Raw genomic sequence first — 14,191 nt, 5'->3', positions numbered from 1 at the left:
GGGCTGGCGGAGATCGTGCCGACCATGGTGGAAGAGAGAATTGCCGTTCTGACGATGCCGGGCGTGGACGGGCTGATGGCCCGCATGGTCGGGTGGGTGGGCCATGCTGGCGGGGTTTGCGACCGTGGTGACGCCGGAAGCGGCCGAGGTCGCTCTGCTGTTCGATCTGGTCGTGGCGCGGCTGGTGCTGCGGGTGCTGTTGACCGAGTGGCGTAGCGTGCTGTTTCCCGACAATCGCGGTTATATCCGCCGCAATAGCACGCAGGCCGGCCAGGCGATGGACTGGGCGCTGGCCTTGCCGCCGGGATGGGGGCGGGACGCGCTCCGTGAGGCTTGGGCCGCCCGGTAGGCGGGGGGCAGGGACTGAGTCTCTTTGACCGGCAGAGGGGGATGCGGCAAGCTCCCGCCCCGTTCGCCCAACTGCTGGAGGCTCTCTGCCATGTCGTCTTATCCGGACACCTTGCTGTTTATCGACGGTCAGTGGATTGCGGCCCGGGACGGGCGGTTCATCGACGTGGTCAACCCTGCGACCGAGCAGGTTATCGGGCGGGTGGCCCATGCCGGCCAGCCTGATCTGGCCGCCGCCGTGGCGGCCGCCGAACGGGGCTTTGCGGTATGGAGCCGCATGTCGGTGTTCGAGCGCTATCGGATCATGCGGCAGGCGGCGACGCTGCTGCGGGCGCGGGTCGATGAGATCGCCACGGTCCTGACCCAGGAACAGGGCAAGCCGCTGGCCGAGGCGCGGACGGAATTGCTGGGGGCGGCGGATACGATCGACTGGCTGGCCGAAGAGGGGCGCCGGGCCTATGGGCGGCTGATCCCGTCGCGCGCGGTGGGGGTGAGCCAGGCGGTGATCCGGAGCCCGGTGGGGCCGGTGGCAGCGTTCTCGCCGTGGAATTTCCCGGTCAATCAGGTGGTGCGCAAGGTCGGCGCGGCGCTGGCGACTGGCTGTTCGATCATCGTCAAGGCGGCAGAGGAAACGCCGGCTTCGCCGGCCGCGCTGATCCGTGCCTTTGCCGATGCCGGTGTGCCGGCGGGGGTGGTCGGGCTGGTCTATGGCACGCCGTCCGAGATCTCGGAGACGCTGATTGCGCATCCGGCGATCCGCAAGGTGACGTTCACCGGCTCCACCGTTGTGGGCAAGATGCTGGCCGCGCTGGCCGGGTCGCACATGAAGCGGGCGACGATGGAACTGGGCGGGCATGGGCCGGCCATCATCTGTGCCGATGCCGATATCGACCATGCGGCGGCGACGCTGGCGGCGGCGAAATTCCGCAATGCCGGGCAGGTCTGCGTCTCACCGACCCGTTTCCTTGTGGAACGTCCGGTCTTCGGCCGGTTCGTGGAGCGGTTCTCGGCGGTGGCCAGGGAGATCCGCGTGGGTGACGGGCTGCTGCCCGATACGAAAATGGGGCCGCTGGCCAATGTCCGGCGCGTGGAGGCGATGGAGGCCCTGATCGGCGATGCGACGGGCAAGGGGGCGAAGATCGTGACCGGTGGTCAGCGCATCGGCAATGCCGGTTATTTCTTCGCGCCGACGGTGCTGACCGACCTGAGCACCGACATGCGGATCATGAATGAGGAGCCGTTCGGGCCGGTGGCCCTGATGAACCCGTTCGATACGCTGGACGAGGCGCTGACTGAGGCCAATCGCCTGCCGTACGGGCTGGCGGCCTATGCTTTTACCGGTGCGGCGCCGACGGCAGCCCGGCTGCGCGATGAGGTGCGGGCCGGGATGCTGACTGTGAACCATCTGGGGCTGGCGCTGCCGGAGGTGCCGTTCGGCGGGATCGGCGATTCCGGTTATGGCTCGGAAGGTGGAAGCGAGGCGCTGGATGCCTATCTGGACACCCGGTTCGTGACGATCCGCGATTATGTCTGACACGGCCGCCTTTGACGCCGGCAGTCTGGCGGCGCTGTGGGCGGGCGTTATCGCGAAGGCGTCGCGCCGGGTGCTTTGCCGGACGAGGCGATGCTGCGTCATCTGATGGCGCATCGCTCGGTGCGGGCCTATCGGCCCGATCCGTTGCCCGAGGGTGTGCTGGAAGGGGCGATGGCGGCTGGTCAGTCGGCCTCGACATCCTCGAACCTTCAGGTGTGGAGCGTGGTGGCGGTCGAGGATGCCGAGCGGCGGGCCCTTCTGTCGGAACTGGCCGGTGGGCAGGCGCATATCCGTCAGGCGCCGCTGTTTCTGGTGTGGCTGGTCGATCTTTCCCGTCTGGCTCGGCTGGGGGCGGAGCGATCGCACGCCAGCGAGGGGCTGGATTATCTGGAGACCTTTCTGGTCGGGGTCGTCGATGCGGCGCTCGCGGCGCAGAACGCGGCCGCTTTCTTCGAGGCGCAGGGGCTGGGGATCGTTTATATCGGCGGCCTGCGCAATCATCCGGAATGGGTGGCGCGCGAACTGGGGCTGCCGGATCGCTGCATGGCGGTTTTCGGCATGTGCGTGGGGCATCCGGATACGGCGCGGCCTGCCGCGATCAAGCCGCGCCTGCCGCAGGCGGTCGTGCTGCATCGCGAGCGCTACGATGTTGCGGGCGAGGACGCGGCGATCGGCCGGTATGACGGTATCGACGAAGCCTTTCAGCGCGAACAGGGGTTGGCGCCGCGCGCGTGGTCGGATGCCATGGTGCGCCGAGTGGCCGGTCCGCAATCGCTGAATGGCCGCGACCGGTTGCGTGAGGCGCTGGGCGCGCTGGGATTTGCGCTGCGATAGGCCGTACCGTGCGGACATGTCGTGGGTGTAGTGATCTGGTCTTGCTGCGATGGGGATGATGCGCATGCGGCGCCGCAATTTGCTTCAATCTGTTCCCGCCCTGCTTGTGTCTCCGGCGTGCGCGCGGGCGCCGGCGGAGGGAGCGATTGCGGCCTATGAACGTGCAACGGGAGGGCGTGTCGGCGTTTTTGCCCGGAATATTGCCAGCGGAAAGAGTTTTGCCTGGCGGCAGGACGAACGGTTCGTGATGTGCAGCACGTTCAAGGCATCGCTGGCCGCGTGCGTTCTGGCGCGCGTCGATCGGGGGGATGCGGATCTGGATGAGGTCATCGCTTTTACGGCAGCGGACATAGGGGAGATGTATGCGCCTGTCGCGAAAGAGAATCTGGGCCGGGGTGCGATGTCAGTGCGTGAGATGTGCGCGGGGGCCGTCGAGTTCAGCGACAATGTCTGTGCCAACAAGCTTCTGATACGGATCGGAGGTCCTGCTGCGTTGACGCGGTTCTGGCGGGCGATGGGCGATGACGTGACGCGGCTTGACGATATCGAGCCGTTTCTCAATCGCACGCCCATGGGTGGGGTGCGGAATACGACGACGCCGATGGCGATGGCGGGGGTCGTCCGGCGGCTTGTGCTGGGCGATGTTCTCTCGGAAGGATCGCGGGCGACGTTGAAGACCTGGATGGTCAACTGCCAGACCGGAAAGAACCGTCTGCGCGCGGGCCTGCCGGGCCAGTGGGTCGTGGGCGACAAGACGGGGAATAACGGCAAGGACGCTGCCGGCGACATTGCGATTGCGTGGCCTGGGGTGGGCGGGCCGATCGTCATGGCTGTCTATACGCGCGGCGGTACGCCGAACGATGCGCAGTTTGCCGCGCTCTTTGCCGGGATCGGGCGGCATGTGGCGGCGACGTTGTCGTAACGGCTCGCGGGCCTGATGCGTGGCGGCGCGGACTTGACGTGCCGCGTGATCTGGGGACTCTGGCCGATCGGGACGTGCCGTGGGGTGCGTGCCTGTTGCGTCGTGCATGCGGCACGCGCCGTTTCGTCGTGAGAGAGCAGGATCATGGATAGCGCCGATCAATTCCGTTTCACGCATATTCCGCACCCCGCGCCGGTATCGGTCGCGCAGCGTACGGAATTGCTGGCCAATCCGGGGTTCGGGCGCGTCTTTACCGACCACATGGCGGTCGTCCGCTACAAGGAAGGGCAGGGCTGGCATAATCCGACGATCGAGGCGCGGGCGCCGATCGCGCTCGATCCTGCTGCGGCCGTGCTGCATTATGCGCAGGAAATCTTCGAGGGCATGAAGGCGTATCGCGCTGCCGATGGTGGCGTGGTGATGTTCCGCCCGGATGCCAATGCCCGTCGTTTCCGCCAGTCGGCCGAGCGCATGGCCATGGCGGACGTGCCCGAGGCGCTGTTCCTGGAGGCGGTGCGCGAACTGGTGAAGGTGGATCGCGACTGGATTCCGTCGGGTGAGAGCGCCAGCCTGTATCTGCGGCCGTTCATGATCGCCAACGAGGCTTTCCTCGGCGTGAAGCCGTCCTCGGAATATCTGTTCATTGTCATCGCATCGCCCGTCGGGGCGTATTTCAGCGGTGGTGCCGTGTCGGTGTGGGTGTCGGAGGATTATACCCGTGCTGCCCCCGGTGGTACTGGTGCGGCCAAGTGTGGTGGCAATTACGCCGCCAGCCTGCAGGCCCAGCGCGAGGCGAAGGACAAGAAGTGCGACCAGGTGCTGTTCCTGGATGCCGCCGAACATCGGTGGATCGAGGAAATGGGTGGCATGAACATCTTCTTCGTGATGGATGACGGCACGCTGGCCACGCCGCCGCTGGGGGGGACGATCCTGCCCGGCATTACCCGCGATGCGCTGCTGACGCTGGCGCGCGACAAGGGGCTGACGGTGCGTGAAGAACGCTACAGCATCGACCAGTGCTATGAGGATGCGGCCAGCGGGCGCCTGAAGGAGGCCTTTGCCTGCGGTACGGCGGCTGTGGTGACGTCGATCGGCCGTTTCCGTGGGCATCGGGGCGAGATCGTGATCGGTGCGGGAAATGGGGCCGATCCGGTGACGGAAGGGCTTCGCGATGCGCTGATCGGCATTCAGCGCGGCCAGCGCCCGGACCCCTATGGCTGGGTCCAGCGCGTCGACTGATTGACGCCAAGGTGGGGCTTTCAGCCCCACCATTCCAATTGACTGAATAAACGAACCGGTTTGCAAAGGCCGCCGGCCTTTGCCGGGGTCAAGGGGCAGAGCCCCTTGTCCTTGTGCGGTTCAGGGCAATGCCGCGATGCCGGTCAGTTCAACGCGCCAGGCCGGGTCGGCCAGACGGGCCTCGACGGTGGCGCGGGCTGGTTTGTTGCCGTGATCCAGCCATTGGTCCCAGGCGCGGTTCATGGCTTCCAGATCATCCATGTTGGCCAGGAAGAGCTGGACCGAGAGCAGGCGGCTCTTGTCGGTGCCCGCTTCGGCCAGCAGGGCGTCGACCTGACGCAGGATGTCGGCCATCTGCCCTTCGATATCCAGTGACGGGTCATCGGTGACCTGGCCGGCCAGATAGACCAGCCCGTTATGGATCGTCGCGCCGCACAGGCGGGTTTCGGGTTGCAGGCGGGTGATCGGACTCATGAGCGGTCTCTCTGTTCGTGGGTCGAGGGGGCGAACGATAGAATAACACACGCATCCGTGACAGATGGACCTCGGTGGACGGATCAGTGTGCCGGCCGGTCGGTCAGCATGCGCAGGAAGGCGATGATGTCCTGCCGTTCGCGTGGGGTCAGTGCCGGGGCGTCGCCTAGGTGGCGGTCGAAGGGGGCGTCCGTGACGTCGAGATTGGCCAGGTAGGCAGCCGGAAGGTCGTCCTGGTGCAGGACCTGGCCGTTGGCGTCTTTGGGGTAGATCCGCTCGGGGGCGACATCGCGCAGGACGTAGAAATCCAGCACGTCGTTGAGCGTGTGATAGATGCCGTTATGGAAGAAGGCGTGGCGGGTGGCGGTGTTGCGCAGGGTCGGCGTGACGAACAGGCCGCACATGTCGGCACGGGTTGCCATGTCGATACGGACCGGACCGCATAGTCCCAGATCGTGAAAGGCGGGGTTGCGGTTGGCGGGCAGCGTGCGGTTGCGCGGGACGCCGAGGGCTTCGAACTGATGGTCGGTTAGCAGCGGGGGCGTGCCGTCCGGTTTGGGACGGTCGGGGTGGCAGGCGGCGCAGTTGCCTTTCGCCGGGTCGTTGAACAGCAGGTAGCCCCGGCGCTGGGCCGGCGTCATGCGGCGCCGGCCTTCCAGCCAGGCGTCATATGGGCTGGCGTAGGGGTGGAAGGTCGGGTCTTCGATCTGGTAGCGCGCGATGGCGAACAGGGCTTCGGACAGCAGCAGGTCGTCCGAACTGGCGACGGCGGGACCGCCCAGGCGGCGGAGCATCGGGGCGTATGGGCCGTGCTTCAGGCGGGCCAGGACGATGGCGCGGCTGGAGGCCATTTCGTCGGGGTTGAAGAGGGGGCCGTTGGCTTGCTGTTGCAGGGTGTCGGCGCGGCCGTCCCAGAACAGGCCGCCTTGCGGGACCATGTTGCCGGCGGAAGCGGCGTTGTTCTGCGCCGTCTTGGCGCCGTGCGGGCCGATGGCGGTCGTGGACGGGGTGGTGGCGGTTTCCGTCTCGGCGTCGTCGGGGCCGATGCTGAAATTGGGGCGGGTTTCCAGATAGGTGAGGGTTGGGACCGCGCGCAGGCCGTCCCGTGTCAGGTCGGTGCCGCCCTGGGCGACGGGGGCCGGCCCTGTCGGGGCGTAATGATGCGCGGGGTCATGGCAGGAGGCGCAGGATTGCCGGCCCGATCCGGACAGGGCGGGATCGTGAAACAGGCTGCGCCCGACTTGTGCCATTGCCGAGAGGGGGATGACGACCGGGCGATGCAGCGCGACGGGGCAGGGATTGCTGCCGTCGGGCATCGGCAGGCAGGCGGCCGGGGGGGCTGCGGCGGCGAGAGCCGGTATGGCCAGAAGCGCAAGGAAGAGGAATGTTTTGGAAAGCATTGAGTATGTCGAGATAGGTCTCGAAATTGTCGATACCTCATAACCCCGAGGGGTGAAGGGGACGACTGTCCCCTTCCGGGTGCAGGGCAGAGCCCTGCGGAGCTTACGATGTTTAACGAGCCACCACCGAGCGCGGTTCGCCGGTCTTCGGGTCCAACAGCAGGCGGGTCATGCGGGGCGGCTGGGTGAAATCGAACAGGTCGCGCAGGTCGGCTGCGTCGGCGTCGAAGGAGCCGCCGCCCAGGCGTGTGCCGTGCAGCCAGTTGTCTTCGATGAAGCGGGCGACCGAGCTCTGGGTCAGCAGGACGTGGCTGACATGGTTGGTCTTGGCCCAGGGGGAGACGACCAGGAACGGGATGCGGGTGCCGGGGCCGCAGCGGCCGTTGACCGGCCGGCCATCGACGCCCATCGGACGGGGGGCGCTGCCGCACCGGCCGGGGCCGTCCAGTTGGTCGGCCTCGGGGTCGCTGGAGGAGCGGGTGGGGGGGACGAAGGCGTGGTCGTACCAGCCGTCGGAGTCATCCCACGCGATGATGACGGCGGTGTCGCGCCATTCCGGCCGCTGCTGCACCATGTTCAGGATTTCGACCAGGCCCTGCTGTTCGTCCAGCGGGTCGGAATAGCCGGCGTGGCCGTCCTGATAGGCGGGGAGCTTGAGGAACGAGACCGCCGGCAGGTTGCCGGCCCGCAGGGTGGCGGCGAAATCACGCAAATCATATTCATGATTGGCCGGATCGCGCGTGACGCCGTCTGCCGCGAAGGTGTGGCCGATCGCGGCGACCGAACCGGGGCGGGCGTGGGTGGGGTTGGCGGTGCTGGGATAGTACTGGAACCAGTTGTGATGGGGGATGTAGTCGGTGATCGTCTGGCCGACCACGGGAGAGGGCGTTGAACGGGCGCAGCCGGTGGTGCCGTTCGGGTTGCGGGTGTCCAGCGCGAACCCGCCCATGAAGCCGCCCCAGGTGATGCCGGCCTGGTTCAGCAGGTCGCCGACATTGCGGCCGCGCATGGTGACCTGGTTGCCGGGAACCGAGCAGACGTCATAGGCCGGGTCGATGTCGTTGATCATGGTCCAGCCGCCCTGCCCGTCGGCGATATAGGGCGTTGCGGCATGTTTGGTGGCGGGTTTCTGCGTCGTCTTGACGATTTGCATGCCGTTGGTCTGGCCCGAGACGACTTCCAGCGCGCCGGGCGTGGAGGGGCCGTAGGTGTCGGTATAGGTGGCGTCGCTCATGGCGAAATGCTGGGCGTACTGCCACAGGGCGGTGACGGTGTTGCCATCGAAATAGCCCATCACCTGGCCGCGCATGCCGAAGGCGCCTACGCCGCCGGGCGTGCCGCGCCCGGTATGGAGGGGGAACAGGTCGGCCTTGCCGCCATGATAGGCCATCTGCTCGGCCGTATAGGCGTGGTTCTGGTCGGCGGTGGCGGCCTGGGTGCGGTCGAGGCGGAACGGCAGGCTGGCGTCGGCGCCGTTGGCGGGACCGGCGTTGGGGTTGGTGGTCAGCAGACCGGCCGTGACGAGCGTATTGACCGAGGGCGTATCGGGCCGGGCCGTGAAGGTGGGTTCGCCGGGCGGGTTGGCGGCCTGCGGATAGGTGGCGAAGTAATGGTCGAACGAGACGTTTTCGTCATAGACGACGATCAGATGCCTGATCGGTGTTGCCGTTTCGGGCGTTGCCGCCAGGGCGGGCGTGGTGGCCAGCAGGGCCACGAGGGCGCTGGCGAGGCGAACGGGGCGGGGAGAGGTCATGCCGAGCGCGTATCCTGCTGTTTGCGGTTCTGCGGCCCCGGAGCGAACCGATCGTGCGGGACGATCATCTCCGGACCCACGCCGTACCGGCGGCGGCCCCGGCGGTCGGCCTTCGTTCTATAGGGCGTCGTCCCGGCCTTGGCCATCATGGAACGGGAGCGGAAGCGTGTGAATTCTTGATGATACAGGCAGCGTCGGGGCTTGACGTAGATCAGGTTCCGCCGCTCGCGGACAGGCTAGCATGGCTGGTATAGCGCCCTCGGTGCGCCACCCCCATGCAATGCGAGGAACGAGCATGACCGGAAAGATGAAGGCCGCTGTCGTCCGTGAATTCGGCAAGCCGCTGACGATCGATGAGTTGGATATTCCGACGATCCGTGCGGATCAGATCCTGGTGCGGCTGGATGCGTGCGGTGTGTGCCACACCGACCTGCATGCCGCCCGTGGGGACTGGCCGGTGAAGCCGAAGCCGCCTTTCGTGCCGGGGCATGAAGGTGTGGGGCATGTGGTGGCCGTGGGCAGTGCCGTCAAATGGGTGAAGAAGGGCGACGTGGTCGGCGTGCCGTGGCTGTATTCGGCGTGCGGCCATTGCGAACATTGCCTGGGCGGGTGGGAGACGCTGTGCCCCACGCAGGACGATACGGGCTACACCGTCAACGGGTGTTTCGCCGAATATGTGGTGGCCGATCCGAATTACGTCGCTCATCTGCCGAAGAATATCGACCCGATGCAGGTTGCGCCGGTGCTGTGCGCGGGGCTGACGGTCTATAAGGGCCTGAAGATGACGGACACCCGGCCGGGCCAATGGGTCGCCATTTCGGGCGTGGGCGGGTTGGGCCAGATGGCGGTGCAGTATGGCGTGGCCATGGGACTGAACGTGATTGCGATCGATATCGACGACGAGAAGTTGCAGACCGCCAAGGTGCTGGGGGCGGCGCTGACCGTGAATGCGCGGTCGGTCGATCCCGCGCCCTACATCCAGTCGCAGGTGGGCGGGGCGCATGGCGCGCTGGTGACGGCGGTTTCGCGCACTGCCTTCGCACAGGCGATGGGGTTTGCCCGGCGCGGCGGGACGATCGTGCTGAATGGCCTGCCGCCGGGGGAATTCCCGATTTCCATCTTCGATATGGTGATGGCCGGGACCACGGTGCGGGGGTCGATCGTCGGCACGCGGCTGGACATGATCGAGGCGCTGTCGTTCTTCGCCGACGGCAAGGTCAAGACCGTCATCGAGCCAGACCGGCTGGAGAATATCAACGAGATATTCGCCGACCTGGAGGCGGGCAACGTGCATGGACGCAAGGTGCTTGACCTGCGGGGCTGACCGGCGTGTCGGGGGAGCCGGGGCGCATCCCACGAGATCATGGTGAGGTGGTATCGTTCTGGGCTATGAATCCCGCATCATGGATGGATGGGTTGGGAACGGTCGATGCGGAACAGCGCGCGGATCTGGGAATGCGTCGAGGCTCGCAAGGCGCCGCTGGTCGCGCTGAGTGACGCGGTATGGGCCGTGCCGGAACTGAATTTCGGCGAATTCCGCTCGGTCGCGCTGCATGATGCGGCGCTTGAGGAGGCGGGCTTTCGCGTGAGCCGCGATGTGGCCGGCCTGCCGACCGCGATCATGGGCGAGGCCGGGGACGGCGGACCTGTGATCGCCTTCCTGGGCGAATATGACGCGCTGCCGGGCCTGAGCCAGGAAGCCGGCGTGATGGTGCATCGGCCGCTGTCGGGCGATGGAAACGGCCATGCCTGCGGGCATAACCTGCTGGGGTCGGCATCGCTGCTGGCGGCGGTGGCGCTGAAGGACTGGCTGGCCGAGACCGGGATGCCGGGGCGGGTGCGCTATTATGGCTGCCCGGCGGAGGAAGGCGGCGCGGGCAAGGGCTTCATGGTGCGCGCGGGCGTGTTCGACGACGTGGATGTCGCGATTTCGTGGCATCCCTTTGCCTTCGCCACGGTCTTTCCGCCGGCGGCGCTGGCCAACATGCGCATGGATTTTACCTTTACCGGCCGGTCGGCCCATGCGGCGGCGGCCCCTCATCTGGGTCGTTCGGCGCTGGATGCGGCGGAGCTGATGAATGTGGGGGTAAACTACCTGCGCGAGCATATGCTGCCGAGTTCGCGCATCCATTATGCCTATCAGGATGCGGGCGGTACGGCGCCTAACGTGGTCCAGTCGCGGGTGGTTATTCGCTACACCGTCCGGGCGGCGGAGTTGGACGACATGCTGGCCCTGGCGGGGCGCGTGCGCAAGGTGGCCGAAGGCGCCGCGCTGATGACCGAAACCCAGGTGGAATGCGCGGTGGTCAGCGGGATGGCAAACCTGCTGCCGAATCCGCCGCTGGAGGCGGCGATGCAGGCGAATCTGGAGCGGCTGGGACCGCCGCCCTTCGATGCGGCGGATCGGGCGTTCGCTCGGGAGATGCAGGAGACCTTTACGCCGGAGGATATCGTGGCGGCGTTCCGCCAGGTGGGGTTGCCGTCGGCGACTGACATGCCGCTGTGCGATGTCGTGCTGCCTTATCCGTCGCCAGTCGGGCCGATTCTGCTGGGCTCCACCGACGTGGGAGATGTGAGTTGGACGGTGCCGACCGTTCAGGCGTTGGGTGCGACCTGTGCCATCGGTACGGCGCTGCATTCATGGCAGATGACGGCGCAGGGCAGGTCGTCGGTCGCTCACAAGGGCATGGTCCATGTCGCCAAGGTCATGGCGGCGACGGCGGTGGATGTGCTGTCGGACCCGGAGCTGTTGGCGCGGGCCCGGCGGGACCACGCCGCGCGGCTGGCCGAGTGCCCTTATGTCAGTCCGATGCCGCGTGACCTTGTGCCGCCGGTGATAAGTCAGCCTTCCTGACTTATTTGGTTTGATGAACGCGCTGTAAAGATTTTTTTGTTTCAAAGTTGCATTTAAAGCACGTCCTGCCGCAGAAATTTTTTTTGATACCGGAAAGGTCCGGGAAACAAACGTCTTTTCGTCCCGCCGAGGGGGACGCCCCGAAAAAACCGTTACGATAAGGGGATTATGTCATTGCCCATACGGGACGGACCCTTGTAAACGGGCATGGTGTTTCCGCCTTCGGACGGCCGTGCTGCCCGGGGGGTGTTGTGAATGGTAAGGTTTTCTGTCCTGTCTGCTGGGGAAACTTGATGACAAATGCTTTTCGGCGTCCGGTGGCCACACGCCGCCAGATGCTGACACGAATCGGCATCCTGGGGGGAAGTGCTGCCCTGTACCAGGCCATGACGAGCCTGGGCCACGCCGCAGGAACGGATTTCCAGGGGCCGCCCGCACTGAGCGGTGGCAAGCTCGGCACGAAGGTGCTGGTGCTGGGGGCCGGCCTGGCGGGCATGCTGGCAGCGTATGAACTGCGCAAGGCCGGCTATCAGGTCCAGATCCTGGAGTTCCAGGACCGTGCCGGCGGCCGCAACATTTCGCTGCGCGGCGGAGACACGCTGACCGAACTGGGCGGGGCCGTGCAGAAGGTGCAGTTCGCCTCGGGCAATTACATCAATCCTGGCCCGTGGCGGATTCCGTATCATCACCAGGGTCTGCTGCATTACTGCAAGACTTTCGGCGTCGAACTGGAGCCGTTTGTCGAGCTGAATCATAATTCCTGGCTGCATTCCAGCGCGGTGTTCAACGGCAAGCCCGTGCGCTACCGCGATTTTGCGGCGGATTTCACGGGCTTTACGGCGGAACTGCTTTCCAAGGCGATCAACCAGCACAAGCTGGATGACCTGGTCTCGGCCGACGAGCAGGCGCATGTCGTTTCGGCGATGCGAGGCTGGGGCGGGCTGACGGCCGACGGGGCTTATCGCAAGGGGGCGATCAGTTCGCTGCGCCGTGGCTTTGCCAAGCCGCAGGGCGGTGGGCTGGATGGCGCGCCCGTGCCCTCCGACCTGTTCGCACGCGAGGATGTCATGCGGTCCGGCCTGTGGCAGTGGATGGCCTTCCACGAGCGGCTGGACATGCAGACGACGATGTTCCAGCCGGTCGGCGGCATGGACCAGATCGGCAAGGGCTTCAACCGCCAGGTGCATGACCTGATCACGCTGAACTGCAAGGTGACGGCGATCCATCAGGACGATCGTCATGTGACTGTGACCTATAACGACATGGCTCATGGCGGTGCGGTAAGGCAGGCCGAGGCGGATTATTGCGTCTGCACCATCCCGCTGCCGGTTCTTTCGCAGCTCGATGTGCAGGTCAGTGGCCCGATGAAGGCGGCGATCGCGGCGGTGCCCTATGCGTCGTCCGTCAAGCTTGGACTGGAATTCAAGCGCCGGTTCTGGGAGCAGGACGACCAGATCTATGGCGGCATCAGCTTTACCGACCAGCCGATCAGCCAGATTTCCTACCCCAGCCACGGCTATTTCTCGGACGGGCCGGCAGTTCTGCTGGGTGGCTACATGTTCGGGCCGGCGGCCTATGATTTCGCGGGCATGACCCCGGCCGAGCGGATCGAGCACGGTCTGGCGCAGGGCATGGCCATTCATGCCAACTATCGCAAGGAATTCCGTACCGGCGTGTCCATGGCATGGAGCCGCATGCCATGGACCCTCGGCTGCTGTTCCATGTGGTCGGAAATGGCGCGCAAGACCCATTACAAGGCGCTGTGCGAGATCGATAACCGGATCGTGCTGGCTGGCGAGCATGCGTCGTATGTCGGTTGCTGGCAGGAGGGGGCCATCCTGTCGTCGCTGGATGCCATTACCCGTCTGCACAAACACGCGCAGGGAGCTGCCTGATGCGGTCCGTATTTCTGCTTCTGGCCGGCCTGGCGGCCGGCGCGTTTCTTGCTCCGCAGGCGCGGGCCGACAGTGCCAGTGCCGTTGTGGGCAAGATGCAGCCGTTGAAGACCGGGGCCGACGTGTACAAGCATGTCTGCCAGAGCTGCCACATGCCTGACGCCAAGGGAGCCGAAGGAGCCGGTGCGCGCTTCCCGGCGCTGGCGGGGAATGCCAAGCTGGCCAGCGCGGATTACCCTGTCTATGTCGTGCTGAACGGATTTGGCGGCATGCCCTGGTTTTCGGGTATGTTGAGCGACCAGCAGGTGGCGGACGTGGTAAATTATATCCGTACCCATTTCGGCAATCATTACACCGACATGGTGAAGCCGTCGGATGTTGCGGCCCAGCATCCGACCATCAAATCTGAAGAGGATTGACAGGGATATGACGATTTTCAGGACAGTCCGCATTGCCGCGCTGGCGTCGGTGCTGGCGGGCGGCACGATTTCTGCGGCCGGAGCAGCGGATGTGGTGCGGCATAGCGAGCCGGGCAGCCATTTCCCGATTTCCACCGCGATCGAGGTGCCGCCGGGGGCCACGACCATCTATCTGAGCGGCATGGGGGCTCCGCCGGCCGACAAGACTGCCGATCCGAAGACGCTGGCGGCCTACGGCGATACGGAAACCCAGGTGCGTGGCGCGCTGACCCGTATCCAGGGCGAACTGGCCAAGCTGAAGCTGACCATGGGCGATGTCGTCAATATGCACATCTATCTGGTCGCCGATCCGAAGCTGGGCAAGATCGACTTTCCCGGGATGATGAAAGCCTACACCGAGTTCTATGGCACGCCGGCCCAGCCGAAGCTGCCGACGCGCTCGGCGTTTGAAGTCGCCCATCTGGCCAATCCCGGCTGGCTGGTGGAAATCGAAGTGGTTGCAGTGCGCACCCACTGATG

General features: G+C 65.8%; 13 protein-coding genes. 10 read left to right on the top strand and 3 right to left on the bottom strand.

Annotated features, from left to right (window positions below; translation table 11 throughout):
* The first annotated feature begins 103 nt into the window (after positions 1–103).
* The 5 genes from C7453_RS09245 to C7453_RS09225 all read left to right on the top strand — a co-directional run bounded on the left by C7453_RS09245 (position 104) and on the right by C7453_RS09225 (position 4,877).
* Entirely contained in the window at positions 104–349 is a 246-nt protein-coding gene (locus tag C7453_RS09245) for a hypothetical protein (protein WP_114727256.1), read from the top strand.
* Positions 350–439: 90 nt separating this feature from the next.
* Positions 440–1,882: an NAD-dependent succinate-semialdehyde dehydrogenase gene (locus C7453_RS09240; RefSeq protein ID WP_114727255.1), complete on the top strand. Its 1,443-nt coding sequence runs from the start codon at positions 440–442 to the stop codon at positions 1,880–1,882.
* 90 nt (positions 1,883–1,972) lie between these two features.
* A complete protein-coding gene (locus C7453_RS09235) occupies positions 1,973–2,716 on the top strand; it encodes an NADPH-dependent oxidoreductase (RefSeq protein WP_114727360.1) in 744 nt (247 codons plus the stop codon).
* A gap of 64 nt (positions 2,717–2,780) precedes the next feature.
* On the top strand, positions 2,781–3,638 hold the full coding sequence (gene bla / locus C7453_RS09230) for a class A beta-lactamase (RefSeq protein ID WP_114727359.1): 858 nt from the start codon (positions 2,781–2,783) through the stop codon (positions 3,636–3,638).
* Positions 3,639–3,782: 144 nt separating this feature from the next.
* Complete coding sequence (locus C7453_RS09225; RefSeq protein WP_114727254.1) at positions 3,783–4,877, top strand: branched-chain amino acid aminotransferase; 1,095 nt, start codon at positions 3,783–3,785, stop codon at positions 4,875–4,877.
* Positions 4,878–4,997: 120 nt separating this feature from the next.
* Here the strand turns inward: C7453_RS09225 and C7453_RS09220 are convergent, their stop codons facing one another.
* The 3 genes from C7453_RS09220 to C7453_RS09210 form a co-directional block, all read right to left on the bottom strand.
* Entirely contained in the window at positions 4,998–5,351 is a 354-nt protein-coding gene (locus C7453_RS09220) for a RidA family protein (RefSeq protein WP_114727253.1), read from the bottom strand.
* 83 nt (positions 5,352–5,434) lie between these two features.
* Positions 5,435–6,751, bottom strand: coding sequence for a cytochrome-c peroxidase (locus C7453_RS09215; protein WP_114727252.1), 1,317 nt, complete (start codon positions 6,749–6,751; stop codon positions 5,435–5,437).
* Between the two features lie 112 nt (positions 6,752–6,863).
* Positions 6,864–8,504 carry a phospholipase C gene (locus C7453_RS09210; protein ID WP_114727251.1) on the bottom strand — a complete coding sequence of 547 codons (1,641 nt, stop codon included), beginning with the start codon at positions 8,502–8,504 and terminating at the stop codon, positions 6,864–6,866.
* 295 nt (positions 8,505–8,799) lie between these two features.
* Between C7453_RS09210 and adhP the strand changes: the two genes are divergently transcribed.
* The 5 genes from adhP (at position 8,800) to C7453_RS09185 (ending at position 14,189) form a co-directional block, all read left to right on the top strand.
* Complete coding sequence (adhP, locus tag C7453_RS09205) at positions 8,800–9,828, top strand: alcohol dehydrogenase AdhP (RefSeq protein WP_114727250.1); 1,029 nt, start codon at positions 8,800–8,802, stop codon at positions 9,826–9,828.
* Positions 9,829–9,933: 105 nt separating this feature from the next.
* A complete protein-coding gene (locus tag C7453_RS09200; RefSeq protein ID WP_114727249.1) occupies positions 9,934–11,358 on the top strand; it encodes a M20 family metallopeptidase in 1,425 nt (474 codons plus the stop codon).
* A 293-nt stretch (positions 11,359–11,651) separates the two neighbouring features.
* Positions 11,652–13,253, top strand: coding sequence for a flavin monoamine oxidase family protein (locus C7453_RS09195; RefSeq protein ID WP_114727248.1), 1,602 nt, complete (start codon positions 11,652–11,654; stop codon positions 13,251–13,253).
* Positions 13,253–13,672 carry a c-type cytochrome gene (locus C7453_RS09190; RefSeq protein WP_114727247.1) on the top strand — a complete coding sequence of 140 codons (420 nt, stop codon included), beginning with the start codon at positions 13,253–13,255 and terminating at the stop codon, positions 13,670–13,672. Before C7453_RS09195 ends, C7453_RS09190 begins: the two co-directional genes overlap by 1 nt.
* 7 nt (positions 13,673–13,679) lie before the next feature.
* Positions 13,680–14,189 carry a RidA family protein gene (locus C7453_RS09185; protein WP_114727246.1) on the top strand — a complete coding sequence of 170 codons (510 nt, stop codon included), beginning with the start codon at positions 13,680–13,682 and terminating at the stop codon, positions 14,187–14,189.
* Positions 14,190–14,191: the final 2 nt, after the last annotated feature.

The organism is Gluconacetobacter liquefaciens (assembly GCF_003350405.1).
GTDB lineage: Bacteria > Pseudomonadota > Alphaproteobacteria > Acetobacterales > Acetobacteraceae > Gluconacetobacter > Gluconacetobacter liquefaciens.
This window is presented reverse-complemented; position numbering and strand designations above follow the sequence as displayed.